The organism is Catenulispora sp. GAS73 (assembly GCF_041262085.1).
Lineage (GTDB): Bacteria > Actinomycetota > Actinomycetes > Streptomycetales > Catenulisporaceae > Catenulispora.
Genome location: NZ_JBGCCM010000016.1, coordinates 61,666 through 87,356, shown reverse-complemented (window position 1 = coordinate 87,356; position 25,691 = coordinate 61,666). Strand labels below are relative to the sequence as shown.

Genomic DNA, 25,691 nt, shown 5'->3' with positions numbered 1-25,691 from the left:
CCGCAATGGACTTGATCGGTATGAAGCACGCGATCGTGGTGGACCTCGGCTACGGCGACGCCGGCAAGGGCTCGACCGTCGACTGGCTCTGCTCCCCCGGACACGCCGAACACACCGAGCACGCCGACCCCTCCAGACCCGCAGAATCCGCCGGAACCGCCGGAACAGCCGGAACCGCCGACCGCCGCACCGCCTCACAAGTTCGCGCCGTCATCCGCTTCAACGGCGGCGCGCAGGCCGCCCACAACGTGGTCACCCCCGACGGCCGGCACCACACCTTCGCGCAGTTCGGCGCCGGCACGTTCCACGGCGTGCCGACCCACCTGTCCCGCTTCATGCTCGTCGAACCCTTCGCCCTGGCCGCCGAGGCCGCGCACCTGGCCGAACTCGGCATCCCCAACCCGTTCGCCCTGCTCTCGGCAGACTCCCGCGCGCTCATCACCACCCCCTACCACCGTGCCGCGAACCGCGTGCGCGAGTCTGCCCGGGACCGCACCCCCGGATCGACCCGCCACGGGACCTGCGGCATGGGGATCGGCGAGACGGTCTCCTTCTCCCTGGCCGTCTCGCCAGATAAGCCACTGCGCGTGGGGGACTGCCGAGACCGCGCCACGCTGGTCAGGAAGCTGACAGCGCTGCGCGACCGGATAGCGGCCGACTTGGAGCTGTCCGGGCTGCACCTGCCCGCGGACCTGCCGGGCCCGGAGTTCTGCGCGGACGTGTACCAGGCGTTCGCGCAGCGAGTGCGGATCGTGGACGAGGAGTGCAGCGGGTATCTCGCCGCGCTCCTGGAATCCGGACCCTGCGTCTTCGAGGGCGCGCAGGGCGTGCTGCTCGACGAGTGGTACGGCTTCCACCCGCACACCACGTGGTCGACGACCACGTTCGCCAACGCCGAGGAGCTGCTGACGGAGTCCGGCCAGGGCCCCGACAGCGCCGTGCGCCTCGGCGTGGTCCGCACCTACAGCACCCGGCACGGCGCCGGACCGTTCGTCTCCGAGGACGCGTCCCTGGCCCCGATGCTGCCGGAGCCGCACAACGAGGCCGGAACGTGGCAGGGGGCGTTCCGGATCGGGCACTTCGACGCGGTGGCGCATCGCTACGCGCTCGACGTGTGCGGCGGCGCCGACGCGTTGGTGGTCACGCACGCGGACGTCCGGGCGGACGGCCGGCGCCTGTGCCGGGCCTACCAGGCCTCCGCGGACGTGCCCGCGATGGAGAGGCTGCCGCGCAGCCTGATGCCGGACCTGGACTATCAGCGGCTGCTCACGAAGACGGTGACGTCGTGCACGCCGGTGTACGAGGACGGCCCCCGGGACCAGCGGGACTGGCCGGACGTGATCGGCGAGGCGCTGGGGACGCCCGTCGGCCTGGTGTCCTCGGGGCCGACGTGGCAGGACAAGGCCGCGCGGCTGCCCTGCGCGAAGTAGTGCGCGTGCAGGGCGGCCGCGCGGCTGGGTGCGCCGACAGCGTGTGCGCACGTGCGCCGACAGCGCGCGGCCGGATGCGCTGGCAACGCGGGCCGGCGCGCGCCGATTGTGCGGGCCCGGCTGCCCCGCCAACGCCAGGGCGAGGCGTATGGCTGCGTGCGCTGGCAACGCGGGCCGGGGCGCGCCGATCGTGGGGGTCCGGCTGCCCCGCCAACGCGAGGGTGCGCTGGAGGCGCATGGTTGCGCGCGCTGACAGCGCGAGCCGGGCTGCGCTAACAGCCCGTCGCCGGATGCACTGGCAACGCGAGCCCGAGTGCGCTGAAGGCGTATGGCTGCGTGCGCTGACAGCGCGGGCCGGGGCGTGCCGATCGTGCAGGCCCGGCTGCCCCACCAACGCGAGGGTGCGCTGAAGGCGCATGGCTGCGTGCGCTGACAGCGCGGGCCGGGCCGGGATTCCCTAACAGCCTGTCGCCGGATGCACTGGCAGCGCGAGCCCGAGTGTGCAGCCAGCCCGCGCCCGCAGCCACCTACGCCGAAGTCGCCAGGCGCCTCAGGTGTGCAGCGTCACGCAGGCGGGGTCGCCGATGGCCTGGTAGCTGCCGTCGTTCATCTTCTGCCACCCCTGCGAGCAGGCCAAGGTCTGGTCCGGCCATTGCTGGTCCGGCGGCGTGACCTTGGCGACCGCCTCCTGCGGCCACGGCTGGTCGGAGGTGTTGTAGCTCCAGTCCTTCACCCAGAAGTGGAAGTGCCCGTAGAAACCGTTCGGCAGCAGCGAGGAGCCGCTCATCTGGTCGATGTGCAGGCCCGAGCCGTCGAGCCAGAGGCAGTTCACCCCGTTGCAGTTGCCGTCGCTGGCGACCGCGGGCGCCGCGGGGCCGATCAGAGCGATGGCCGCGGCGGCGGCGAAGCAGGCCACCGACTTTCGACTGATCCGGTTCACTTCGAGCCCTTCCTCGTCACCGTTGGTGTTCGTGATCTTACTCCATGGAAGCGATTTCCATGATCACGACACCGGCGCGTCTCAGCTCCCGAACGTGCTCAGGAACTCACCGCCGAGCACATGCGCGTGAACGTGGAACACGGTCTGCCCCGCGTGCGCGTCGGTGTTGAACACCACCCGGTATCCGCCGTCGGCGATCCCCTCGGCCTTGGCCACCTCGGCGGCCTCTACCAACAGCGCGGCCGCCAACTCCGGGGCGTTCGCCGCGAGCTCGACCGCGTTCCGGTAGTGCGCACGCGGCACGACCAGGTCGTGAACCGGGGCCTGCGGGTTGATGTCCTTGAACGCGAACGTGGTCTCCGTCTCGCGGACCACCGTCGCCGGGATCTCGCCGGCCACGATCTTGCAGAAGAGACAGTCGGATTGCGGTCGGCCGTCGGCCATCGTGTCCTCCTCGGGCGCCCGTCGGTCGGGGCTTTTCCGGCGATAGGCTACGGCACCATGCGCCTCCTCGACGGTTTCGCCCCGACCGCGGCCGCGATCGGTACCTCCCCCGACGTCCCGGAGCTGAGCGACGACGCTCAGGCCGCCGTCAAGGGCTTCGCCTCGGCCACCGCCGTGGCTCCGGGAGAGTCCATCGACTTCCACCTCGATGTGGCCGAGCCCCGGGACGTCACCGTCGAGATCTACCGCGTCGGCGCGTACGAGGACCACCGCTCGGCCCTGCTCGGCAGCAGCGAGCCGGTCGCCGTGGTGCCGCAGCCCGAGCCGGTGACGGACCCGGACACCGGGACGGTCACCTGCCTGTGGGAGGCGGCGTGGCGGCTGACCGTGCCGGCGGACTGGAAGTCGGGGGCGTACCTCGCGGTGCTGCGCGCCGGAGAGGGCGCCAACTACGTGCCCTTCGTCGTCCGCGATCTGCGGCGCCGCGCGAGCTGGCTGGTGGTCGTCCCCTTCGCCTGCTACCAGGCGTACAACATGTACCCCTTCGACAACGCCCGCGGGAAGAACCTCTACTACGGGTTCGACGAGAACGGCGAGCAGAGCAGCAAGCTGCGCGCCTCCTCGGTCTCCTTCCAGCGGCCCTACGAGCTGACCGGCATGCCGCGCGAGGCCGAGCGGGTCCACGACTTCATCGTGTGGGCTGAGCGTCAGAGCTATGACATGGAGTACGCATCGAGCGCCGACCTCAACGAGGGCCGCGTCGATCCGTTGAACTACAAGGGCCTGATCTTCCCCGGACACGACGAGTACTGGTCGGCCGGGATGCGCAAGTCGCTGGTGAAGGCGCTGGATTCGGGCGTCTCGGCGGTTTTCCTGCAGGCGAACAACGTCTACTGGCACATCCGCTACGAGGGCTCGACGATCACCTGCTTCAAGTCGCGCCAGGATCCGATCAAGACCAAGCGCCCCGGCCAGACCGTCATGTGGCGCGACCTGAAGCTGCCCGAGCAGGAACTGCTGGGGGCGCAATACGTCAGCCTCGTCAAGGGCGACGCCCCGCTCGTGGTCACCAACGCCGACCACTGGTTCTGGCAGGCGGCCGGCGTGAGCGACGGCGACTCCTTCCCGGGACTGGTCGGCGGCGAGGCGGACGCGGTCCACGAGAAGTATCAGGAGGCTGACTCCACGGAGTTCACCGTCCTGGCCCGCTCCCCCTACACCGACGGCGCCGACGGCACCCGCGAGCAGCAGACGGTGTTGCACCGCAAGGCCAGCGGCGCCTGGGTCTTCGACGCCGGGACGTTCTTCTGGCCGATGGCGCTGGGCCGCGAGGGCTTCGCCGACGCGCGGATCGAGGCCGCGACCGCCGCGCTGCTGGCGCGCATCGCGGCCGGCGACGGCCTGGCCTCCCGGTCGTCGCGCCGCCGCGCCGCCCTGGCCGCGGTCGTGAAGCGTGAGGCCAGCCCGTCGGCGGTGTCCGCGAAGGCGAAGCCGGTGGTGAAGCGTGTGGGACGCAAGGTGAAACACACGCTGAAGCGCTCATAGGGCCATCGGCCGCGCAGCAGCCGGGATGGCGGGTTATATCTTCTGCGTCATGACGACGAAGCCCACCAGGACCGTACGCCTGGACCCGATGACACCGGACGAATACCGGCCGTGGCGTGCGAAGGTCAACTCCCTCTACGCGACGGCCCAGGTCAACGAGGGCCACTGGGCCGTCGAGACCGCACAGCAGCAAGCCTGGCACGTCACGGAGGGCCTGCTGCCCTTAGGCCCCGAAACGCCCGGCCAGCATCTGTGGATCGCCCGCGACCCCGACACGGAGCAGCGGGTCGGTGCGCTCTGGATCGCGATGCGGACGGCCGGAATCGGCATAGAGGCCTTCATCTACGACATCTATGTCGAAGACGAGCTCCAAGGCGGAGGCTACGGCCGGGCGATCATGGTGGCCGCAGCCGCCGCGTCCCGAGCGCTCGGCGCGGCGACCGTCGCGCTGAACGTGCACGGGAACAACGAACGCGCCTTCCAGCTCTACAAGAGCCTCGGATACGGAGTCACCAACCTGCACATGCGCTTGGGGTTGTGATCAGGCGCCCCATCCGTAGGCGTCGTCGGTCTTGAGCTCCGCCCAGAACGCGGGTTCGGGCTGCCCGGTCGCGTGGACGGCCTCCATCATCGGCCGGATCTCAGCCTCCTGCTCGGCGAAGAAGGCCTCGAAGCTCTGCCGGTCGGGCCACTCGTCGAGCACCATCATGCTGGATCCGTCCTCGGAGCCGTAGAAACGGTGCGCGATGAGGCCGTGGCGCTTGGCCGCCTCGACGACGCCGGTGAGCCTCTCGTGGTTGTCCTTCGCGTACTCCTCCATCGCCTGTGCGTTCCCGGGGATCCTCAGCGTCAAGAACACGGACATGGCTGCTCCTCTCACGGCGCGCTCGTGGTGCGCCAGAATGTTCGAGCCATTCCAGTCGATCCCCTAGCCGACCCCGCGGGGCTGCTCAATGCGCCATCCGGAGGACGGTCCGCGACCTACCCCCAGCGCCCCGACTTCGCCAGCACCACTGTCGCCGCAGCAGTCCCGGCGGTAGACGTGCGCAACACCGTGGGACCCATCTTGTACGCCCGCGCGCCGGCCGCTTCGAAGGCCGCCAGCTCCTGCCGCGAGATCGACCCCTCGGGTCCGATCACCAGCACCACCGACCCCTCGCCGACCACGTCCAGACCGGCCAGCGGTGTCTCAGCATCCTCATGCAGCACCAGCGCCTGATCGGCGTCCGCCAGCAACTCGGCCACCTCGGCGGTCGAGTGCAGCGCCGACACCGTCGGCCACCACGCGCGCCGCGACTGCTTCGCCGCCTCGCGCGCCGTCGCGCGCCACTTGTTGAGCGCCTTCTCGCCGCGCTCGCCCTTCCACTGCACGATCGAACGGCTCGCCGCCCACGGCACCACCGCGTCGACGCCGATCTCCGTCATCGTCTCCACCGCGGTCTCGCCGCGGTCGCCCTTGGGCAGCGCCTGCACCACGGTGATCCGCGGCGTCGGGGCCGGTGTGCGCACCAGTTCCCGGACGTCCAGCTCCAGCCAGTCCTTGTGCGCCACCGCCACCACGCACTCGGCGACCACGCCCTCGCCGCCGGCGAGGTCCACGCGCTCCCCGGGCGTCAGCCGGCGGACGAGGGCCGCGTGGCGCCCCTCGGGGCCGTCCAGACGCACGCGGGCACCGCGGCCGGTCGTCTCAGTGTCCTGCCAGAAGAAGACCGGTGCGGTGCTCACGTGGTTCCCTTGTGTCCTTTGTCGTGCTCGCTGCGTACCGTCCCGCGTGCGGCAGTCAACGGGCGTTGAAGGCGTCCCGCAGCCGCGAGAACAGCTTCTGCTGGCCCGGCGCGAACTCCCCGGAGGGGCGCTCCTCGCCGCGCAGCTTGGCCAGCCGGCGCAGCAGTTCCTCCTGCTCGGCGTCCAGCTTCGACGGCGTCTTCACCTCGACGTGCACGATGAGGTCGCCGCGGCCGGTGCCGCGCAGGTGCTGGATGCCGCGGCCGCGCAGGGTGATCGCGTGCCCGGACTGGGTACCCGGGCGGACGTCGATCTCGGCCGGGCCGTCCAGGGTCTCCAGCGGCAGTTTGGTACCCAGCGAGGCGGCCGTCATCGGCAGCGTCACGGTGCAGTGCAGGTCGTCGCCGCGGCGCTGGAATATCGGGTGCGGCAGCTCGACGATCTCGATGAACAGGTCGCCGGCCGGACCGCCGCCGGGGCCGACCTCGCCCTCGCCGGCCAGCTGGATCCGGGTGCCGTTGTCCACGCCCGGGGGGATCTTCACGGTGAGCTTGCGCCGGGTGCGGACCCGGCCCTCGCCACTGCACTCGGGGCACGGCGAGGGGACCACCGTGCCGAAGCCCTGGCACTGCGGGCACGGCCGGGAGGTCATGACCTGACCCAGGAACGAGCGCGTGACCTGCGAGACCTCGCCGCGGCCGTTGCACATGTCGCAGGTGACCGGGTGGGTCCCGGGGGCCGAGCCCTCGCCGGAGCAGGCCACGCAGATCACCGCGGTGTCCACGCTGATCTCGCGCGCCGAGCCGAAGGCGGCGTCGGCGAGCTCGATCTCGATCCGGATCAGCGCGTCGTTGCCCTTGCGGACCCGCGAGCGCGGGCCGCGCGAGGTCTGGCCGCCGAAGAAGGCGTCCATGATGTCGGTGAACCCGAAGCCTGCGAAGCCGCCCGCGGCACCGCCGGCGCCCCGGGGGTCCCCGCCGAGGTCGTACATCTGGCGCTTCTGCGGGTCCGACAGGACCTCGTACGCCATGCCTATCTCTTTGAACCGCTCCTGCGTGCCCGGATCCGGGTTGACGTCCGGATGCAGTTCACGGGCCAGGCGCCGGTACGCCTTCTTGATCTCGTCCTGCGTGGCGTCTCGCCGCACACCCAAGACGCCGTAGTAATCAGTCGACACCGACATGCCCTCGCTAGACTCCGCCCAGAAAAACTTGCATCTATTACACGCTACGTGCAACCAAGAGGTTAGGTCTCAGCCAGTATGCGCCCCACATAAGCGGCTACGGCGGTGACCGCGCCCATCATGCCGGGGTAATCCATCCGGGTGGGCCCGAGTACGCCGAGGTGGGCGACCACGTCCTTCTCCCCCCGACCGTACCCGGTGGCCACGACGGACGTGCCGACCAGACCTTCGTGTGCGTTCTCGTGCCCGATCCGCACCGTGAGTCCGGACTGTGCCTCTCCGAACAAGCGCAGCAGCACCACTTGTTCCTCCAGCGCCTCCAGAACCGGGTAGACCGTGTCAGGGAAATCATGGCGGAAGCGCGCCAGGTTGGCCGTACCGGCCATGACAAGCCGCTCCTCGCGCTGCTCGACCACGGCGTCCAGCAGCGTCGCGACCAGCACCCCGATCCAGGTGCGGTCCTCGGCGGCGAAACGCTCGGCGAACCCCTCCAGCAGCGTCGGGACGTCGTTCAGGCGGCGCGCGCCGACCTCGGCGTTCAGCCGGGCCCGCACGTCGGCCAGGGTGGCCTCGGGCACCGGGCCGCCGCAGTCCACGATCCGCTGCTCGACCCGGCCGGTGTCGGTGATCAGCACCAGCATGATCCGGGACGGGGTCAGCGGGACCAGCTCCACGTGCCGGACCGCCGAGCGGCTCAGCGAGGGGTACTGGACCACCGCGACCTGCTGCGTTATCTGGGCCAGCAGCCGCACGGTGCGGGCCACCACGTCGTCGAGGTCGACCGCGCCGTCCAGGAAGGAGTGGATGGCTCGCTTCTCGGCCCCGGACAGCGGCTTGACCTGCGAGAGCCGGTCCACGAACAGCCGGTAGCCCTTGTCGGTGGGCACCCGGCCGGCGCTGGTGTGCGGCTGGTGGATGTAGCCCTCGTCCTCCAGGGCGGCCATCTCGTTGCGTATCGTGGCCGGCGACACGCCGATGTTGTGCCGCTCGACCAGGGCCTTGGAGCCGACCGGCTCCCTGGTGGCGACGTAGTCCTGCACGATGGCGCGGAGCACGTCGAGCTTGCGCTCGTCGAGCCTGCTCTCGGTCGTCACACCCGCCTCCGCATCTCCCGGCCCGGCTCTCCCGTCCCTGGCACTCACCGAGGTGGAGTGCCAAGGCATTCCTTTCAGTGTAACGGCGTGTAGCCGGGAATGGTCCTTCCCCCTGTGCGCTAACGGCTGCGGCCCAGGTCGAAGGTGCCGGTCAGGACGCGGGACGCGGCCGGGCGCCGGACGGCCGGGGCCGAGGCGCCGGTTGATCTGTACCCGCTCCGCCGCCGCGCAGACGCGCCGCGGGCTGAATGGAGCTGACAGGATCGGGACATGAGTGCCTGGACCGAGACCGCCGAGGGCGTCTTCACCCGCCGCTTCGAGCCCGTGAACATCACCGTGACCGCCGTGCTCGGCGGCGACGGCGTCCTGGTCGCCGACACCCGGTGCAGCGTTCAGGAGGGCCGGGAACTGCGCGCGGAGTTGACGAAGCTCACACCGCTGCCGGTGCGCTGGGTGGTCAACACGCACACGCATTTCGACCACATGTGGGGCAACGCGGCCTTCGACGCGCCGCACCAGATCCCGCCGGCGGACTTCTGGGGCCACGAGAACATGCCGGACTTCGACCCGGAGAGCCCGGAGTTCCTGGAACTGCGCGACTACATCCTGCGCGAGGGCGGCCCGGAGTGGCAGCCGAAGCTGGACGAGCTGGTGGTGCGCAAGCCCGACCACCTCGTCGCGCGCGAGCACGTCCTCGACCTCGGCGGCCGGGTCGCCGAGCTGCGCCACGTCGGCCGCGGGCACACCGACAACGATCTCGTGGTCTGGCTGCCGGACGCCGCGGTCGCGATCAGCGGCGACCTGGTCGAGCAGTCCGGTCCGGTGGCCTTCGGCAAGGACTCCTTCCCGCTCGACTGGCCGGAGACGCTGACCGTGCTCGCCGAGCTCACGTCGGGGCAGACCACCTACATCCCCGGCCACGGCGATCCTTCCGGCGCCGAATTCCTTAAGGGACAACAGGAATTCGTCACGTCAGTAGCTCAACAGATCAGGACCCTGCACGCGGACGGCGTCCCGGTCGAGCGCGCGGTGGAGGTCGGCTCGTGGCCGTCCGAGGACGCGTCGTGGTTCGACAACGCCGTGAAGCGCGGCTACGCCCAGCTCGCCGGCGAGCTTTTGTAGTCTGGCTGGCGTGCCAGAGCCCGACTTCCGCAGCAAGCAGTATTCCGGCGACCTGACCCACGCCCGGCGCCGTCCGGTCTCCACGGAGGTGGAGGCCGTCCGCGATCTGGTGGTCGAGGACGTCGAGACCGGATTCTGCGGCGCGGTGATCCGCATCGAGAAGACCCCCGGCGGCCCGACGGTCACGCTGGAGGACCGCCTCGGCAAGCACCGTGTGTTCCCGCTGGGGCCCGGATTCTGGATCGACGGCCGTCCGGTCACCCTGGTGGCCCCACGGGCGTCCCAGGGGCCTGTCACGCCGCAGCGGACGGCCTCGGGCTCCGTCGCGGTCCCCGGTGCGCGGGCGCGGGTGGCGCGCGCCGGCCGGATCTACGTCGAGGGCCGGCACGACGCCGAGTTGGTCGAGAAGGTCTGGGGCGACGACCTACGGGTCGAGGGCGTCGTGGTGGAGTACCTGGAGGGCGTGGACGACCTGGCGGCGATCGTGGACGGCTTCCGGCCGGGCCCGGACGCGCGCCTGGGCGTGCTGGTCGACCACCTGGTGCCCGGAACGAAGGAGGCGCGCATCGTCGAGGCGGCGATGCGTTCCCCGCACGCCGAGCACCTGCTGGTGGTCGGTCACCCGTACATCGACGTCTGGGAGGCGGTCAAGCCGTCCGCGCTGGGCATCGCGGCCTGGCCCCGGGTCCCGCACGGCCGGCCGTGGAAGGAAGGGGTCTGCGAAGCCCTGGGGTGGCCGGTGGACACCCCGGCGGCCTGGAAGCGGATCCTGCGCTCGGTGCGCGATTTCCGGGACCTGGAGCCGGAGCTGCTGGGGCGGGTCGAGGAGCTGATCGATTTCGTGACCGGGGTGTAGCGCACGGAACGCACATCACGCTCTGTTTCAGCGCTCCGGCGGCCACAGAAACCCGATGCATGGTTCCTCCTGACAGAGATCCCCCTTGCACCGCGCGCCTTTCGGCCTTCTCAGTCGCCTTCCTCTTCGAGCCCGAGCCGCTTGCGGGCCCAGTGCTTCAGCGGCGGCGCGAGTTCGGCGACCTCCAGCAGCCGCGCCGCCTCGGCCCGGTCGCGGTGGAAGATCCGGGAGGCGTCGGCGACCGTGAAGCCGTGCTCGGGCCGGGACAGCACCTCGACGGTGTCGCCGGCCCCGACGTCGCCCTCGGCGACCACCCGCAGGTACGCGCCGGGCCGCAGGGCCAGCTCGAACCGCCGGGTCATGCTCTTGTCGCCGGCCCGGACCCCGAGCTTCCAGCACGGGATCCGCGGCTGAGCGACCTCGAACTCGACGCCGCCCACCCGCCAGCGCTCGCCGACGACGGCGTGGCTGACGTCGTAGCCGGTGATCGTGAGGTTCTCGCCGACGAATCCGTCCTCGATCTCGCGGCCGAGTTCGGCGGCCCAGAAGTCGAGGTCCTCGCGGGCGTAGGCGTAGACCGCCTTGTGCACGCCCGCGTGGTTCACCTGGTCGGCCTGCCGGTCGCCGTCGACGTGGTGGTCGACGACCTTCACCCGGCCCGGCACCGGGTCCTTGAAGATGGCGGTCTGCTTGATCTCGCCGTTCAGCTCCACATCGCGGGGCTGCCCGACGTTGACGGAAATCAGGCGCGCAGCGGTCATGGCGCCATCCTCTCAGTCGACGAGATCTCGGACAACCGCGTCTGCCAGCAGTCTTCCCTGGAGGGTAAGGACTGCGAACCCCTCGGCCAGTGACCGCGGATCGAGCAGTCCCTCGGCCGCGGCGCCGATGGCGGCCTTGCGCCCGGCGGGATTGAGGATGCTGATATCGCAGCCGGAGTCCAGCCGCAGTTCCAACAGGATCCGCTCGACTCGGCGGTCCTCGGCGTCCAGCACCTCGCGGGCGTGGGCCGGGGAGTGGCCGGCCGCGATCCGCTGCGAATAGGCGCTCGGGTGCTTGACGTTCCACCAGCGCGTGCCGCCGACGTGGCTGTGCGCGCCGGGGCCGACGCCCCACCAGTTGGCGCCGGTCCAGTAGAGCAGGTTGTGGCGCGAGCGGCCCTGCGGCGTGGCGGCCCAGTTGGAGACCTCGTACCAGCCGTATCCGGCGGCGGCCAGAGTCCGGTCGGCGATCAGGTAGCGGTCGGCGTGGACGTCGTCGTCGATCATCGGCAGCTCGCCGCGCTTCACGCGGGCCGCCAGGCGGGTGCCGTCCTCGACGATCAGCGAGTACGCCGAGACGTGGTCGGGGGCGGCGCCGATCGCGGCGTCCAGGGACGCGCGCCAGTCGTCGTCGCTCTCGCCGGGCGTGCCGTAGATCAGGTCGAGGTTGACGTGCTCGAACCCGGCGGCGCGCGCCTCGCGGACGCACGCCTCGGGGCGTCCGGGGGTGTGCCGGCGGTCCAGGATCCGCAACACGTGCTCGCGGGCGCTCTGCATCCCGAACGAGATCCGGTTGAACCCGCCGGCGCGCAGCTCAGCGAGATACGCCGGGTTCACGGACTCGGGGTTGGCCTCGGTGGTGACCTCGGCGTCCGGGGCCAGCCCGAACTCGTCACGGACCGCGCCGAGCAGCGCGACCAGGTCGGCGGCCGGGAGCATCGTCGGCGTGCCGCCCCCGAAGAACACCGTCTGCACCGGCAGGTCCGCCCCGCCGAGCACCTTGCGCGCCAGGCGGATCTCCTCGATCGCGGTGGCGCCGTAGGTGGCCTGGGAGGCGCCGCCGCCGAGTTCGGAGGCGGTGTAGGTGTTGAAGTCGCAGTAGCCGCAGCGGGTCGCGCAGTACGGGACGTGGATGTAGAACGCGAGGGGTGTGCGGGACAGGTCTGGCTCGGCGAGGGCCTGCGGCGGCAACGATCCGTCGGTGGGGACGGGTTCACCGTCGAGGGGGACACCTGGCATGCCTTTATTGTCCCTTACCTATCAGGCCTGCCCGACCCACTGCGCCATCACGGCCTGCACGGCCGAGCCGTCGACGTCGGCGAGCTTGCCCCCGACGAACCCGCGGGCCCATTCCGAGGTCTGGACGCGGAACGGCGGGTTCTCGGCCTGGAGCACGTCGACGATCGTCGCGGCGGCCTCCTCGGCGCTCTGCGCGTTGCCGAACGACTGCCGTGCACGGTCGATGTAGGCCTGGAGCGCGGGGCCGTACGGACCGGCCGCGGCCACCAGCGCGGGCACGTCCAGCCGCTGGCTGGCGACGAACTCGCTGGCCACCGCGCCGGGCTCGACCACGCTCACCCGCACCCCGACCGTCGCCGCGACCGACGTCAGCGCCTCCATGAAGCCCTCGACGGCGAACTTCGCCGCGCAGTACGCCTCGTTGAACGGCTGCCCGACCACGCCGCCGACGCTGGTGACCGTGACCAGCCGGCCCTTGGACTCGCGCAGGTGCGGCATCGTCGCGCGGGTGACCTCCACGACGCCGAAGTAGTTGACCTCCATGGCCGCCCGCACCGGATCCATGCCCGCGACCTCGACGGTGCCGACCACGCCGGCTCCGGCGTTGTTCACCACGGCGTCCAGCCCGCCGTGCGCGGCGGCGGCGCGGGCCACCGTCGACTGGATGCCGTCCGCGTCGGTGACGTCCAGGTACTCGACGTGGATGCGGCCCCCGACGCCCACCGCGCCAGCCTCGGCCAGCAAATGGCCGGCCTTGCCGGGATCGCGCATCGTGGCCACGACGTCCCAGCCGGCACGCGCGGCGCCGACCGCCGCGGCCAGGCCGATGCCGGAGGAGGTACCCGTGATCAGGACGGTCTTCGACGCAGTCATGCAGACTCCACATCTGAGGCGTTCTGGGCATCATCGCACCGGACCGCCGGGCCGTCCGCAAGCAGACGGGGCCGCCCGCTCGACTGGCGTGATGCAAATGCCAGGCCTCAGACCGCCGGCGCCACGGCCACCGCCTGCGCCGCTACAGCCTCCGCTCCGGCCTCCGCAGCGGCCAGCAGCGCCGGCGGCCGGATCCGCACCGCCAGCGGCATCGCACACCCGGCGACCGCGAACACCGCCCCGACCGCGAACCACCCGGCCGGCGCCCAGTCCACGCAGGCCAGCGAGTAGATCCCGGGCGCCAGCGACATCGCGGCCCCCGTGATCATCCCGAGCAGGCCCTGGTACTGGCCCTGCGCGTGTTCGGCGGCCAACTCGTACCCGAGCTCGAACACCCCGGCCTGCTGCACGATCTCCCCGATCGAGTGCACCGCGGCGGCCACCAACAGCAGCACCACCGCCGCCCACGCCGGCACCCACCCGATCGATCCGAACAGCACCGCGGCCCCGGCGAAGATCCAACCGGACCGCACCGTCGCCCGCACCCCCTTGGCGACCGTGTCCACGCCCCGGCTCATCCGCACCTGCAACCCCGCGACCAGCACCGTGTTGATCACCAGGACCGCGCCGACGGTCCAGCGCGGCGCGTGCCCCAGCTTGGCGATCCACAGCGGCGCCGCGAACAGCAGCACCTCGAACTGCATGCTCATCACGCCGATCAGCGCCGCGCAGGCCAGGAACCGCCGGTCCCCCAACGCGATCCACCGGTTGGCCCCCGGCGGCACCGGCAGCGCGTCCATGCGCGGCACCCGCAACGCGATCGCCGAGGACACCAGGAAGGTCAGGGCGTTGAAGCCGATCAGCCCGACGTACCAGGCGCGCGTGTCGAAGACCAGGCCGAGGCCGCCGGCCACACCGCCCAACGCGATCCCGACGTTGGTGACCGAGCGCAGATACGCCCGGAACACCGCCTTCTCCTCGCCCCCGAACCGCGCGATCATCGCCCCGCGCGCGGCCCGGTTGCTGGAGGCGACCAGGTTCTCGACGATGGCCACCCCGAGAAACTGCCAGAAGCCGTGGACCATGGTGAACGCCACCATCACCAGTCCGGACAGCACCCCGAGCACGACACTCACCTCGCGCGGCCCGCGACGGTCGGCGAGGTGCCCGACCGGGACGCCGGCGACAAGTCCGAACAGGCCCGCGACGGTCAGGCCGAGGCCGACCTGCGAGGCCGGCAGGCCGACCGAGCGCGTGAAGTACATGACCATGACGGTCATGTACATGCCGTTGCCGATCGTGTTGACGAACGTGGCCACGGCCATGGTTCTCTGCACGCGATCCTGTGGCAGCAAACGCAAAACACCCTCCCCAGCGGCGATCTCCCCAACGCCTTGACGCCCCGACCCTACCGTCATACCCCACAGCCCGGAAAGACCATTACAGGAACCGGGCGGTAGACTGTTGTCCCTCTTCAAGCCTCCCGGCGTTCCGGGAGGCTTTTTCGTTTTCTGGGCGTCTTCCGGGAGCTTCTTATGGCTGATCTGGGCAATCTGGGCGATCTCCTCGTGCGGCGGGCCGACCCCGCCGATCCGACCGATCGCGCGGCGCTGGAGCGCATGTGGCTGATGTTCCGGCACGACATGTCGGAGTTCGCCGGGTAGCTGCCGAATCCGGACGGGTCGTTCCAGAGCGAGTGGTTGCAGTCGGCTTTGGAAGACGAGAACTGGGCTGCGTACTTGGCGCTCGTGGGCGACCGGCCTGCGGGGTTCGCGTTCGTGCGGGCTCTGGAGCAGCCGACTCGGGTGCTGAACAGCTTCTTCATCGTGCGGGGCGCGCGACGGGGCGGGTACGGGTTGCAGTTCGTCAAGCAGGTGCTGGCCGCACATCCGGGGCCGTGGGAGATCGCGTTTCAGGAGCGGAACGTCCAGGGCGCGAAGTTCTGGCGACGGGTGGCCGCCGAGGTGGCCGGGGACGCGTGGCACGAGGAGGTGCGGCCACCGTTGACCGGCGGGACGGTGCCGAACGTGTGGGTCGTTATTCCGTAGAGGCGCGCGGGATCGGTGCCTACAGTGGCGCCATGCGAGTCCACTATCCCCGTACGCCTCATCTGCCGTGGTCGCCTGGCACCACCGCGGATGATGTGCGTGCGCGGGATCTGGCAGGGCTAGTAGGGCGCCGCGTCGTGGTCACCGAGAAGATGGACGGGGAGAACACGACGCTGTATCGGGACGGGCTGCATGCGCGGTCTTTGGACTCGGCGCACCATCCGTCGCGTGCTTGGGTGAAGGCGTTGCATAGTCGGGTCGCGGCGCGGATTCCCGAGGGGTGGCGGATCTGCGGGGAGAACCTGTTTGCCGAGCATTCGATCTCTTATAGCGAGCTGGACGGGTACTTCTACGGGTTCTCTGTATGGGACGGCGAGCGGTGTCTTGACTGGCCGTCCACGGTGAGTTTCCTTCAAGGGCTGGGGATTCCGACGCCGCGCGTCCTGTGGGCCGGCACCTTCGATGAGAAGGCGATCCAGAAGCAGCTGAAGTTGGATCTGAGCCGGCAGGAGGGGTACGTAGTACGGGCTGCGGAGGGGTTCTCCTATACGGAGTTCGCGGAGCGGGTCGCTAAGTGGGTTCGGCCGTCGCATGTGCAGACGGATACGCACTGGATGCACGCTGAGGTGGTGCCGAACGGGCTCGGGGCTCAGGCTCCGTTCTGGGCTGTGCGGAGTGGCGTGGATGTCGGCGCTGGGGAACTTTCTGCGGGGCTCTCTATAGGGACTCCTAAGAAGGACGACGTGCTGGCCGATGCCTATGTACGTCTCGACTCCGCAGGCTGTCATGGGAACGCGCGCCTGGTCGGTGCCGTCGCCGCACTGACGCATCGCGAACCGCGCTCAATGCTTATGGCGAGCCTCGCAGCGTCTCTGGAGATGCCGACGGTGCGACGGATCGCTGATGTCGTCGGGCTCGCTCCTCGTCTGCAGATGTCTATCGACGATGAGCACCGCCGGGCAGGGCTCGCGCGGATGTCATTCGGTACTGACTTGGCAGTGCTTCACGCTGTTGCTGCCGCTACGGCTCCGGACAAGTCTGCTTCAGAGAACGTGGCTTGGTCCGTCTTGTTCGCCGAGGATTCAGGGCTCTTGCCGGAGTCCCCTATAGAGGGGCTACGTATAGCGTGCCGCGAAGCTTTCGCCGAGCTCTCTGCGCGCGCCGCTGATCGCTGCTGGGGCGAAGCGCGTCAACTCTTCGCCGAGGGGCGTCTCGCTTCGGCTGAGGAAGCTGTGGCGGCGACATGGCGATGGCGGGACGGCGAGTTCCCCAAGGTGCTCCATATGGTCGGGGTATCGGGTAGCGGCAAGAGTTCTACGGCAACGGCGCTCGCCGGCCGCGAGAACACGGTGCTTGTCAGCCTTGACGAGCTGCGCACGGAGCGTGGGTCGCGGTCGGACCAGTCGGCGAACCAAGAGGTGCTGACGGAAGGGCTGCGGTTGCTCGACGAGGCGTTGTCCCAGGGGACGGATGTGGTCTGGGACGCGACTTCCCTGACTCGGCAGCAGCGGGGTTTGGTGGGCGGCGTCGCGCGCCGCCGCAATGCTCTGACGGAGTACGTGGTGCATCTGGCGCCGGGCTCGGTGCTGGAGGAGCGGAACGCGGGGCGTGCGCATCCTGTGCCGGCGAAGGTGCTGGCCGCTCAGGTCCGGCGCTTCGACCCGCCGTATCCGGGCGAGGCGCATCGCGCGGTCTACGTCGACACGGTGGGAGAGGACAGTGCGTTCGACGTCCTCGCCTCCTCAGTGTGGGAGGGGTGAGCGGGGATGCGGACCAGTCAGGAGATCTATCACCGGGTGCGGTGGGACGCTCGGTTCGACGCGTCGCGGTTCGTGGTGGGGGTGGAGAACCGGGGGCGGGAGCCGAAGCGGGTGCCGCTGCCTTCGTTCGATCCGCAGGGCGATATTCCGTGGCACCGGGTGTTGTTCTTCGAGGCCGACGGGCAGTTGGTGTGGGACCGGGCTTCGGGCGTGGACGCTTTGGATGCGTCCGGGGCGGGGCTCGCGCAGCGGACGCGGTTGCTGGCCGCTCCGTTCTTCGAGCCGCGCACTCCGCATGCTTTTATGGACGGCCGCTGGCAGCCTTGCGCTAGTTCTTCCTCTGCCTCCTCCGCCCCGGCAGCCGGCCCCGATCTGCGGGTTCTTACGTGGAACACGCTGTGGGACCGGTACGACAAGGAGCTCGTTCGGACTGCCGAGCGTCGGCCGATGCTGCTCGCCGCGTTGCGTGACGCGGATGTGGACGTGATCGCGTTGCAGGAGGCCGAGCCCGCGTTGGTGAAGATGCTGCTGGCTGAGGAGTGGGTGCGTGCCGGGTGGACGCTCGGCGGCGATCCTCGGTCGTCGGACGTCGCGGACAGCGGGCTTTTCCTGCTGAGCCGGCTGCCGGTGGTCGAGGCCGGGTGGCATGCGCTGGGGCGATACAAGGCGGTCACGGCGCTGGTGGTGGAGGGCGGGGCCGGGCCGGTCGTCGTCGCGACCACGCACTTGAGCAGCGACCATTCGAAGGACGGCGCGGGGCTGCGGCGGGAACAACTCGGGCAGCTGGCCGACGGTTCGGCGGACGTCGCGTCGGTGCCGGTGGTGCTTGTCGGCGACTTCAACGACGATACCGAGGCGCCGGCCGCGCGGCTCGGGATGACGGACGCGTGGACGCAGGTTCATGGCGTGGCTGATGACACGGCAACGTTCGATCCGACGGTGAATCCGCTGGCCGCGGTGTCGTCGCTGACCGGGCAGGCCAAGCGCTTGGACCGGGTGCTGCTGCTCGGCGCCGAGGCTTCGGCGGCGCGGCTGGTCGGGGATGCGCCGGACGCGGGTGGCTTGTTCGTGTCCGATCACTTCGGAATCAGTGCCGTAGTGACGCCTCAAGCCACCGCTGACCCTGCTCCTGCCGCCGCACTCCCCCTCGCTGTGGTGCCGATCGACGCGACGCCAACCGCCCGAACCGCCATCGCCTGGATCCCGCCGACCTCGACGTGGGACGCGGTGCAGGAGGTCCGGCGGCGCCTGGACCCGCAGGTGCTGCGCTGGCCCCCGCACGTCAACCTGCTGTTCGGCTTCATCCCCGAGTCAGAGTTCGACGCCGCACTCCCCCTGCTCAGCAAAGCCGCAGCCGCCACCGGCGCCTTCGAGACGCAGCTAACCGAAGTCCGCCACTTCACCCACCGCACCGACAGCACCCTGTGGCTCCACCCCACCGGCGCCGCCTGGCAGAAGCTGTACACGGCGCTGGCCGAAACCTTCCCCACCTGCCGGACGCGCGAGGCGTACACACCGCACCTGACCATCGGCAAAGTCACGGACCCAACGCGCACGCCAGTAAAGATCGCCCCCATCATCACCACCGTCACCGAGCTGGCGCTCCTCTCCCGCCGCGCCGACGGCCCGATGGAAGTGCGCGCAATCATCGAGCTCGGCACCGGCGCGATCCGCTACGCGAACGACGAGGCCGGCGCCGACATCCCCACGAGCGCCACACCCCAGCACCCGTTCGGCCCCGGCGCCTGCCTGCTTCCGACCACCGTGTCTCCCCCATCCGCCACCGCCAGCCTCGCTGCCGGCCGCTCCGCTGCCACTCCCAGCACCAGCACCGCTCCGGCCGCCACACCTCCGCCCGCGCTCGGCCCCGCCGCCACCCTCACCGCCCGCATCACCGAAACCCTCCCCGAAGCCGTCATCCACCTCGTCGGCTCCCGCCGCACCGGCACCCACCTCCCCGGCGCCGACCTCGACCTCGTCGCGGCCGTCCCCGGCACTCCCGACATCGATGCGCTCGAACGCCGCGTCACCCGCGCACTCGGCGAGGGCCACCGCGTGCGCCAGCTCGTCGCCGCCCGCGTTCCCGGCCTGCGCATCGTCACGCCCCGGCTCAGCGCCGACCTCGTGCTCGCCCCCACCGGCGACATCCCGCCCGCCGAGGCCGTCGCGCGCCGCTCCGAGCTCGGCGAGACCATCGCGAGCTCGCTGTCCGCCGTGTCCGATGCCGAGGCGATCCTCGCGCTGCGCCCGGGGCCGCACGTGCGCGTCGCCAAGGACTGGGCCCGTGCGCGCGGCCTCGACGCCGCGCCGCTCGGCGGGCTGCCGGGCCTCGCGTGGGCGCTGATGGCCGCACGCTGCCGCGACCTCACCGAGTTCTTCGAGACGTGGGCCGCCCACGACTGGCGCGAGCCGATCCCCACCCCCACCGCGCCGATCCGCGACCTCACGCTGCACCTCACCCCGGCGATGCGCGACCTGATCACCGAAGAGCTCTACAACGCGTGGGAGACCGTGACGTCCACCCGCGACCCGCTGCCGGCGCTCCTCGCGCCGCCGCCGATGCACCGACGTCACCGCCGCTGGGCCGTGCTCACTCTCACGACAGACGGCATCGAGCAGCGTGACGTCCTCGAAGGACGCGTCCGAGGCCGCGCCCGCAGCCTCCTGTCAGCCCTCGACGAAGCCGGCGTCCCCGACGCCCACGCCTGGCCGCGCCCCTTCCACGCCACCGACACCGAACTCCGCTCCGCCATCGGCCTCGGTCGCACCCCGCCGACCCGCGACGAGCTGGCGGAGATCGCGAAGCCCTGGCTGCGGGGGCTGACCGGGGTCACGCTGGAACTCGCGGCGAACGGCGACGTGCCGACCCTTAGCTAGATCCGAGCACGCGGTCACGGTCACGACAGCCATCGACACGGCATCGCCGCGGCCGCTCCAGATCAGCCCCGCCAGCCCCAGCGCAGCCCGCCGGACCCTGCGCAACCCGGCCCGGCCCTGCGCAGCCAGCCGGGAAGCCCGCCCGGCCCTAAGCCGTCCCCCCGACCGTCACCGTCCGCATCCCATCCCCCGCGACCCGCCCACCGATCTCAGCCCACCCCGCAGTCTGAGCCGGCCGGGCCAAGATCTCCGATCCCCACCCCTGCCGAATCACCAAAGGCCGCCGCAAAGCCCCCACCTGCCGCATCGCCGCCGAGCCGGTCGCCTCGTCCTCGTCGACCCCGCTGTCGGCCGCGAACACCCGCGCCCGCATCACGCCCTGCGGCTCGTCGACCCACGCCCAGAACTGGTGCCGCCGGTACTCCGGCCCCGGGGGCACGGCCAGCGTCTCCACCGCGGCCTCGTCCCTGACCTCGACCAGGCCCCAGTCCGGCGCGTCGTCGATCCGTCCGCGGATCCACGTCCGGCCGTCCTCGGCCCAGGTCGGGACCTCGGCGGCCTTCTGCGGCCGCAGCGTCGGCACGTCGCGGCCGCTCAGCCGCGACAGCAGCCAGGCGGTCCCGACCAGCGGGTGCCCCGCCAGCGGCAGTTCCTCCGCCGGGGTGAAGATGCGCAACCGGGCCTGCTCGACGTCGTCGACGAACACCACCTCGCTGAACCGCAGGTCGGAGGCCAGCTTCTGGCCCGCGGCCGCGTCGAGGTGGGCAGCGTCGAGCACCACGCCCAGGTTGTTGCCGAACAACCCGTGCGCATCGGTGAAAACCCGGACTATATGGACCTCGGCCATCACGCTCATGGGCACAGGCTACTGCCCGCGCCCGGCTGCGTGACCACTACTTCTTCGCCTTGTCACCCGTCTCGTTGGTCAGCGCGGCGATGAAGGCGTCCTGCGGCACCTCGACCCGCCCGACCATCTTCATCCGCTTCTTGCCTTCCTTCTGCTTCTCCAACAGCTTGCGCTTCCGGCTGATGTCACCGCCGTAGCACTTCGCGAGGACGTCCTTGCGCATCGCCCGAACGGACTCGCGGGCGATCACCCGGGAGCCGATCGCGGCCTGGATCGGCACCTCGAACTGCTGGCGCGGGATCAGCTCGCGCAGCCGCTCGGTCATGCGCACGCCGTACGCGTACGCCTTGTCCTTGTGCACGATCGCGGAGAACGCGTCGACCGTCTCGCCGTGCAGCAGGATGTCGACCTTCACCAGGTCCGCCTGCTGCTCGCCGGTGGTCTCGTAGTCCAGGGACGCGTAGCCGCGGGTCTTGGACTTCAGCGAGTCGAAGAAGTCGAAGACGATCTCGGCCAGCGGCAGCGTGTAGCGGATCTCGACACGGTCCTCGGACAGGTAGTCCATGCCCAGCAGCGCCCCGCGCCGGCTCTGGCACAGCTCCATCACGGCGCCCACGAAGTCGTTCGGGGTCAGGATGGTCGCGCGCACCACCGGCTCGTGGATCGCCATCACCTTGCCCCCGGGCATCTCCGAGGGGTTGGTGACGATGTGCTCGGTGCCGTCCTCCATGTCGACCCGGTAGACCACCGACGGCGCGGTGGCGATCAGGTCCAGGTTGAACTCGCGGTCCAGGCGCTCGCGGATGATCTCCAGGTGCAGCAGGCCCAGGAAACCGACGCGGAAGCCGAAGCCCAGGGCCGCCGACGTCTCCGGCTCGTAGACCAGGGCCGCGTCGTTGAGCTGGAGCTTGTCCAGGGCCTCGCGCAGCTCCGGGTAGTCCGAGCCGTCGATCGGGTAGATGCCGGAGAACACCATCGGCTTGGGTTCCTTGTACCCGCCGAGGGAGTCCGTGGCGCCCCGGTTCAGGGTGGTGACGGTGTCACCGACCTTGGACTGGCGCACGTCCTTCACACCGGTGATCAGGTAGCCCACCTCGCCGGCGGCCAGGCCCTGCGAGGACTTCGGCTCCGGGGAGATGACGCCGATCTCCAGCAGCTCGTGGGTGGCGCCGGTGGACATCATCTGGATGCGCTCGCGCTTGCTCAGGTGGCCGTCGACCACCCGGACGTAGGTCACCACGCCGCGGTAGGAGTCGTAGACCGAGTCGAAGATCATCGCGCGCGCCGGGCCGTCCGGGTCGCCGGCCGGGGCCGGGATCCGGCGGACCACCTCGTTGAGCACGTCCGGGACGCCGACGCCGGACTTGGCACTGACCCGCAGCACCTCGTCGGGCTCGCAGCCGATCAGCCGCGCCATCTCCTCGGCGTACTTCTCCGGCTGCGCGGCCGGCAGGTCGATCTTGTTCAGGACCGGGATGATCTGCAGGTCGTTCTCCATGGCCAGGTACAGGTTGGCCAGGGTCTGCGCCTCGATGCCCTGAGCCGCGTCGACCAGCAGGAGGGTGCCCTCACACGCCGCCAGCGAGCGCGAGACCTCGTAGGTGAAGTCCACGTGCCCGGGGGTGTCGATCATGTTCAGGATGTAGGTCTTGCCGTCGTCGGCCTGCCAGGGCAGCCGGACCGCCTGCGACTTGATGGTGATCCCGCGCTCGCGCTCGATGTCCATCCGGTCCAGGTACTGCGCGCGCATGGCGCGCTCGTCGACCACACCGGTGAGCTGGAGCATCCGGTCGGCCAGGGTCGACTTGCCGTGGTCGATGTGGGCGATGATGCAGAAGTTGCGGATCAGCGCCTGGTCGGTGGTCGACGGCTGCGGGATGTTCGGCGGCAGGGCGGGCACTCGGCGGTCCAGTCTGTCTGGGTACGACGTGGTGAGGAACGAGGTAGTGGTTTATTACACTGCCCCTATCGTCCCATGACCCACGGGGTTACCGGGAACGCTATATGGCGACGTCATGAGCCACACGCCCGGTTTGGGCCCGCGCACGCCCGCCTGTTAGTCTGGTCCCTTGCGTGGCGCGTGCGTTGCCTCGCGCCCACCACCTTCTATCTCACCAAAGCAGAGGCATCTTTCAGTGGCGAACATCAAGTCCCAGATCAAGCGGATCAAGACCAACGAGAAGGCGCGCCAGCGCAACAAGGCCGTCAAGTCCTCGCTGAAGACCGCGATCCGCAAGACCCGCGAGGCCGTCGAGTCCGGCGACGCCGCGAAGGCGCAGGAGCTGGCCCAGGCCGCCTCCCGCGAGCTGGACAAGGCCGCCTCGAAGGGCGTCATCCACGCCAACCAGGCCGCGAACAAGAAGTCGGCGCTGGCCAAGAGCGTGAACGCCCTGCAGGGCTGACCCTTCCCTGCCATGCGGTCCCTCTCGCCGCGGTAGAGAAAACCGAACTCCCGATCGGCGCGACCCCTTCCCCAGGGGTCGCGCCGATCGTTTTCGTGCGTCGGTCTGTGTGTTGCTTTGTGTGTTGCGTGCCGGCATACCGCGACGTGGCGACCGGAGCCATAGCGCTACGCTGAGCGCGGGGCAGCACGCACAAGAGAATCACTGGGGGTGGGGACGACTTCATGGAGCCGCTGCGATCGGGCGATCCGAGACGGATCAGCAGCTACGAGATCCTGGACCGGCTCGGCGCCGGGGGCATGGGGCAGGTGTACCTGGGGCGCTCGCCGTCCGGGCGCCGCGTGGCGGTGAAGGTGATCCGCCCCGAACTCACCAACGACCCCACCTTCCGCCAGCGCTTCCGCCGCGAGGTCACGGCGATGCGGCAGGTGTCCGGCTTCTTCACGGCCCCGGTGGTCGACGCCGACCCCGACGGCGACCCGGCGTGGCTGGCCACGGCGTTCGTGCCCGGGCCGTCGCTGGAGAGCGCGATCGCCGACGGCGGCGCGATGCCGCACCAGGACGTGCTCCTGCTGGCCGCCGGACTGGCCGAGGCGCTGAACGCGATCCACCGCGAGGGCCTGACGCACCGCGACCTGAAGCCGGGCAACGTCCTGATGGCCGACGACGGGCCGCGCGTCATCGACTTCGGCCTGGCCGTCGCCACCGGGTCCACCAACCTGACGCAGGCCGGCACCGTGGTCGGCACCCCCGCCTTCATGTCGCCGGAGCAGGTCTCCGGAAAGAACGTGGGCCCCGCCTCCGACGTCTGGTCGCTGGGCGCGGTCCTGGCCTACGCCGCCACCGCGGCCTCCCCCTTCGGCGACGGCACCACCATGGAGACCATGCTGCGGGTGATGAACGGCGAGCCGGACCTGTCCGGCCTGACCGGCACGCTGGCGCAGCTGGTCACGGCGTGCATGACGAAGGACCCGAACGCGCGGCCGACGCCGGCGCGGATCCTGCAGGTGCTGTCGGAGGGCGCCGGGGTGCAGGCGACGATGGCGATGGATGTGCAGGTGCCGGGTGTGGGTGAGGGGTCGGTCCCTGACAAGCCCGCGCAGGCCGGCCAGGCCGGTTCGGGTTCGGGTTCGGCTTCGAATCCTGCGGCACCTGCCTGGGGCTCCGGCCAGAACACCAGCCCGGTTCCGGCGACGCCGTCACAGCCGTCCACCCCGGCGTGGGGCTCGGGACCTGTCTCCGGCCCGACATCGGGTCCGAACCCGTCTGCGCCTGCTTGGGGCTCCGGCCAGAACACCAGTCCGGCGCCCGCCACCCCACCCCAGTCACCGGCACCGACGTGGGGCACGCCTGCCGCGCCACCGCAGTCATCCGCCCCGGCCTGGGGCTCCGGCGCCGCTGCCACCGCGCCCACACCTGCCTGGAACGCGCCCGGTCCGATGTCCGGGCCCTCCACCCCGCCGCAGCCCGTGCCGTCGATGCCCACCAACCCCTGGCCGCAGCAGCCATACCAGGCCGCCCCGCAAACCCAGGCCGCGCAAGCCGCGAGCCCCTGGATCCAGCCGCATCCCGCGCAGCCCTACGGCGTGCCGATGCCCCCGCCCGCGCCGCCCAAGAAGAACCGCAATGGCCTGATAGCGGCGGTGAGCATCGCGGCGGTGGTCGTTGTCGGCGGCGGCATCGCGATCGCCACCTCCGGCGGCAACTCAGGCGGCTCGTCGGGCGGCACCGGCGGCGGCACCACCGGAGGCACGCTCGGCGGCACCGGCGGCATCGGCGCCCTGACCCCGATCTCCGCCACCTTCCCGCTGTCCAGCCTGGTCACCGACGCGGACGCCGCGCAGTACCTGCACGCGACGCCCACCGCCTCGGCCCCCACCGACGACTCGACGGACGACCCCACCACCTTCGACAAGGACTGGCTGGTCGACACCGCGAGCTCGGAGCTGCGCGTCCAGGCTTCGAACTACAAGAGCAACAGCCAGCAGGCCGAGACCGACTTCGCCAACCACATCTCGACCCTGGCGACCGACGCGCAGTTCCAGGACGAGGGCGCACTCGGCAACTCGGACAAGACCGAGATCCAAGTCTCCACCGACCAGAGCAGCGGCCTGCAGCACTGCAAGATCGAAGTCCTGCGCGGCGGACTGGACGTGACGGTGACCTTCGTGGAGTCCGGTTCGGCGGCCAACGCCCAAACCGACGTGCTGAACCTCGCCAAGCTGATCACCGGCCGACTGCCCGCGAAGTAGAACGCAGCGACACCGCACTCGCGGTCGCGCCGAAGACTCCTGACGCGCGGCTGCGACCGGTTCAGCCCAGCTCAGCCCGCGCGATCCTGCCCAGTCGGCCCCGCCCCGCTCTAGCCCAGCAGCCGCCTCACGCAGCTCTCGCCCGAGCGCGTGCCGCGATCGGCCAGCTCGCCTCGCTAAGCCGCACCCGAGCGCACGCCACGATCGGCCAGCTCGCCTCGCTAAGCCGGACCCGAGCGCGCGCCGCAATCGGCCAGCTCGCCTCGCTAAGCCGCACCCGAGCGCGCGCCGCA

23 protein-coding genes are annotated in these 25,691 nt (G+C 70.7%); 11 read left to right on the top strand and 12 right to left on the bottom strand.

The genetic code is table 11. The features are described from left to right. The first annotated feature begins 5 nt into the window (after positions 1-5). Positions 6-1,430, top strand: coding sequence for an adenylosuccinate synthetase (locus ABH935_RS24135; protein WP_370380193.1), 1,425 nt, complete (start codon positions 6-8; stop codon positions 1,428-1,430). A gap of 550 nt (positions 1,431-1,980) precedes the next feature. Here ABH935_RS24135 and ABH935_RS24130 read toward each other — a convergent pair. Together ABH935_RS24130 and ABH935_RS24125 are read right to left on the bottom strand one after the other, a co-directional pair. Further along, entirely contained in the window at positions 1,981-2,370 is a 390-nt protein-coding gene (locus tag ABH935_RS24130; protein WP_370380192.1) for a hypothetical protein, read from the bottom strand. Positions 2,371-2,451: 81 nt separating this feature from the next. Beyond that, entirely contained in the window at positions 2,452-2,814 is a 363-nt protein-coding gene (locus ABH935_RS24125; protein ID WP_370380191.1) for an HIT domain-containing protein, read from the bottom strand. A gap of 57 nt (positions 2,815-2,871) precedes the next feature. On the opposite strand from ABH935_RS24125, the gene ABH935_RS24120 reads away from it, so the two are divergent. Both ABH935_RS24120 and ABH935_RS24115 read left to right on the top strand, forming a co-directional pair. Continuing rightward, positions 2,872-4,359, top strand: a complete 1,488-nt coding sequence (locus ABH935_RS24120) for a N,N-dimethylformamidase beta subunit family domain-containing protein (RefSeq protein ID WP_370380190.1) — start codon at positions 2,872-2,874, stop codon at positions 4,357-4,359. A gap of 49 nt (positions 4,360-4,408) precedes the next feature. Continuing rightward, positions 4,409-4,900, top strand: a complete 492-nt coding sequence (locus ABH935_RS24115) for a GNAT family N-acetyltransferase (RefSeq protein WP_370380189.1) — start codon at positions 4,409-4,411, stop codon at positions 4,898-4,900. On the opposite strand, the gene ABH935_RS24110 is transcribed toward ABH935_RS24115, so the two are convergent. The 4 genes from ABH935_RS24110 to hrcA all read right to left on the bottom strand — a co-directional run bounded on the left by ABH935_RS24110 (position 4,901) and on the right by hrcA (position 8,361). Continuing rightward, a complete protein-coding gene (locus ABH935_RS24110; protein WP_370380188.1) occupies positions 4,901-5,224 on the bottom strand; it encodes a hypothetical protein in 324 nt (107 codons plus the stop codon). Positions 5,225-5,340: 116 nt separating this feature from the next. After that, positions 5,341-6,084, bottom strand: coding sequence for a 16S rRNA (uracil(1498)-N(3))-methyltransferase (locus ABH935_RS24105; protein WP_370380187.1), 744 nt, complete (start codon positions 6,082-6,084; stop codon positions 5,341-5,343). A 55-nt stretch (positions 6,085-6,139) separates the two neighbouring features. Then, positions 6,140-7,261, bottom strand: a complete 1,122-nt coding sequence (gene dnaJ, locus ABH935_RS24100; RefSeq protein WP_194915363.1) for a molecular chaperone DnaJ — start codon at positions 7,259-7,261, stop codon at positions 6,140-6,142. 68 nt (positions 7,262-7,329) lie between these two features. Continuing rightward, a complete protein-coding gene (hrcA, locus tag ABH935_RS24095; RefSeq protein ID WP_370380186.1) occupies positions 7,330-8,361 on the bottom strand; it encodes a heat-inducible transcriptional repressor HrcA in 1,032 nt (343 codons plus the stop codon). Positions 8,362-8,631: 270 nt separating this feature from the next. Between hrcA and ABH935_RS24090 the strand changes: the two genes are divergently transcribed. Together ABH935_RS24090 and ABH935_RS24085 are read left to right on the top strand one after the other, a co-directional pair. Then, entirely contained in the window at positions 8,632-9,483 is an 852-nt protein-coding gene (locus ABH935_RS24090) for an MBL fold metallo-hydrolase (protein ID WP_370380185.1), read from the top strand. A gap of 10 nt (positions 9,484-9,493) precedes the next feature. After that, positions 9,494-10,339: a DUF3097 domain-containing protein gene (locus tag ABH935_RS24085; protein ID WP_370380184.1), complete on the top strand. Its 846-nt coding sequence runs from the start codon at positions 9,494-9,496 to the stop codon at positions 10,337-10,339. A gap of 110 nt (positions 10,340-10,449) precedes the next feature. On the opposite strand, the gene ABH935_RS24080 is transcribed toward ABH935_RS24085, so the two are convergent. From ABH935_RS24080 to ABH935_RS24065, 4 genes are all read right to left on the bottom strand, one after another. Beyond that, on the bottom strand, positions 10,450-11,100 hold the full coding sequence (locus ABH935_RS24080) for an MOSC domain-containing protein (RefSeq protein WP_370380183.1): 651 nt from the start codon (positions 11,098-11,100) through the stop codon (positions 10,450-10,452). Between the two features lie 12 nt (positions 11,101-11,112). Next, positions 11,113-12,339 carry a radical SAM family heme chaperone HemW gene (gene hemW / locus ABH935_RS24075; RefSeq protein ID WP_370380182.1) on the bottom strand — a complete coding sequence of 409 codons (1,227 nt, stop codon included), beginning with the start codon at positions 12,337-12,339 and terminating at the stop codon, positions 11,113-11,115. 21 nt (positions 12,340-12,360) lie between these two features. Further along, positions 12,361-13,212, bottom strand: a complete 852-nt coding sequence (locus ABH935_RS24070) for an SDR family NAD(P)-dependent oxidoreductase (protein WP_370380181.1) — start codon at positions 13,210-13,212, stop codon at positions 12,361-12,363. Positions 13,213-13,319: 107 nt separating this feature from the next. Next, positions 13,320-14,549, bottom strand: coding sequence for an MFS transporter (locus ABH935_RS24065; RefSeq protein ID WP_370380180.1), 1,230 nt, complete (start codon positions 14,547-14,549; stop codon positions 13,320-13,322). Between the two features lie 198 nt (positions 14,550-14,747). Here ABH935_RS24065 and ABH935_RS24060 point away from each other — a divergent pair, with 198 nt between their 5' ends. Genes ABH935_RS24060 through ABH935_RS24045 form a run of 4 tightly spaced genes read left to right on the top strand, consistent with a single transcriptional unit; the run spans position 14,748 to position 19,897 of the window. Then, positions 14,748-14,876, top strand: coding sequence for a hypothetical protein (locus tag ABH935_RS24060; protein WP_370380179.1), 129 nt, complete (start codon positions 14,748-14,750; stop codon positions 14,874-14,876). After that, a complete protein-coding gene (locus ABH935_RS24055; RefSeq protein ID WP_370380319.1) occupies positions 14,877-15,260 on the top strand; it encodes a GNAT family N-acetyltransferase in 384 nt (127 codons plus the stop codon). It begins immediately after the preceding gene. A gap of 32 nt (positions 15,261-15,292) precedes the next feature. After that, positions 15,293-17,020, top strand: coding sequence for an RNA ligase family protein (locus tag ABH935_RS24050; protein ID WP_370380178.1), 1,728 nt, complete (start codon positions 15,293-15,295; stop codon positions 17,018-17,020). Between the two features lie 6 nt (positions 17,021-17,026). Beyond that, on the top strand, positions 17,027-19,897 hold the full coding sequence (locus ABH935_RS24045; protein WP_370380177.1) for an RNA repair domain-containing protein: 2,871 nt from the start codon (positions 17,027-17,029) through the stop codon (positions 19,895-19,897). A gap of 148 nt (positions 19,898-20,045) precedes the next feature. On the opposite strand, the gene ABH935_RS24040 is transcribed toward ABH935_RS24045, so the two are convergent. Then, positions 20,046-20,753, bottom strand: coding sequence for a PhzF family phenazine biosynthesis protein (locus ABH935_RS24040; RefSeq protein ID WP_370380176.1), 708 nt, complete (start codon positions 20,751-20,753; stop codon positions 20,046-20,048). Between the two features lie 37 nt (positions 20,754-20,790). Then, positions 20,791-22,644: a translation elongation factor 4 gene (gene lepA / locus ABH935_RS24035; RefSeq protein ID WP_370380175.1), complete on the bottom strand. Its 1,854-nt coding sequence runs from the start codon at positions 22,642-22,644 to the stop codon at positions 20,791-20,793. Positions 22,645-22,879: 235 nt separating this feature from the next. On the opposite strand from lepA, the gene rpsT reads away from it, so the two are divergent. Further along, positions 22,880-23,146 (top strand): 30S ribosomal protein S20, encoded by a 267-nt coding sequence (gene rpsT / locus ABH935_RS24030; protein WP_194921886.1) that lies wholly within the window; start codon positions 22,880-22,882, stop codon positions 23,144-23,146. Between the two features lie 224 nt (positions 23,147-23,370). Further along, positions 23,371-25,398, top strand: a complete 2,028-nt coding sequence (locus tag ABH935_RS24025; protein WP_370380174.1) for a serine/threonine protein kinase — start codon at positions 23,371-23,373, stop codon at positions 25,396-25,398. The last annotated feature ends 293 nt before the right edge of the window (positions 25,399-25,691 follow it).

What these genes read in the sequence shown, in the direction of transcription:
- ABH935_RS24045 (WP_370380177.1), top strand. Translation starts at nt 17,027, where the DNA reads ATGCGGACCAGTCAGGAGATCTATCACCGGGTGCGGTGGGACGCTCGG.
- ABH935_RS24070 (WP_370380181.1), bottom strand. Translation starts at nt 13,212, where the DNA reads ATGACTGCGTCGAAGACCGTCCTGATCACGGGTACCTCCTCCGGCATC.
- ABH935_RS24110 (WP_370380188.1), bottom strand. Translation starts at nt 5,224, where the DNA reads ATGTCCGTGTTCTTGACGCTGAGGATCCCCGGGAACGCACAGGCGATG.
- ABH935_RS24135 (WP_370380193.1), top strand. Translation starts at nt 6, where the DNA reads ATGGACTTGATCGGTATGAAGCACGCGATCGTGGTGGACCTCGGCTAC.
- ABH935_RS24125 (WP_370380191.1), bottom strand. Translation starts at nt 2,814, where the DNA reads ATGGCCGACGGCCGACCGCAATCCGACTGTCTCTTCTGCAAGATCGTG.
- ABH935_RS24050 (WP_370380178.1), top strand. Translation starts at nt 15,293, where the DNA reads ATGCGAGTCCACTATCCCCGTACGCCTCATCTGCCGTGGTCGCCTGGC.
- ABH935_RS24090 (WP_370380185.1), top strand. Translation starts at nt 8,632, where the DNA reads ATGAGTGCCTGGACCGAGACCGCCGAGGGCGTCTTCACCCGCCGCTTC.
- ABH935_RS24060 (WP_370380179.1), top strand. Translation starts at nt 14,748, where the DNA reads ATGGCTGATCTGGGCAATCTGGGCGATCTCCTCGTGCGGCGGGCCGAC.
- hemW (WP_370380182.1), bottom strand. Translation starts at nt 12,339, where the DNA reads ATGCCAGGTGTCCCCCTCGACGGTGAACCCGTCCCCACCGACGGATCG.
- ABH935_RS24080 (WP_370380183.1), bottom strand. Translation starts at nt 11,100, where the DNA reads ATGACCGCTGCGCGCCTGATTTCCGTCAACGTCGGGCAGCCCCGCGAT.
- ABH935_RS24025 (WP_370380174.1), top strand. Translation starts at nt 23,371, where the DNA reads ATGGAGCCGCTGCGATCGGGCGATCCGAGACGGATCAGCAGCTACGAG.
- ABH935_RS24040 (WP_370380176.1), bottom strand. Translation starts at nt 20,753, where the DNA reads ATGAGCGTGATGGCCGAGGTCCATATAGTCCGGGTTTTCACCGATGCG.
- ABH935_RS24120 (WP_370380190.1), top strand. Translation starts at nt 2,872, where the DNA reads ATGCGCCTCCTCGACGGTTTCGCCCCGACCGCGGCCGCGATCGGTACC.
- ABH935_RS24115 (WP_370380189.1), top strand. Translation starts at nt 4,409, where the DNA reads ATGACGACGAAGCCCACCAGGACCGTACGCCTGGACCCGATGACACCG.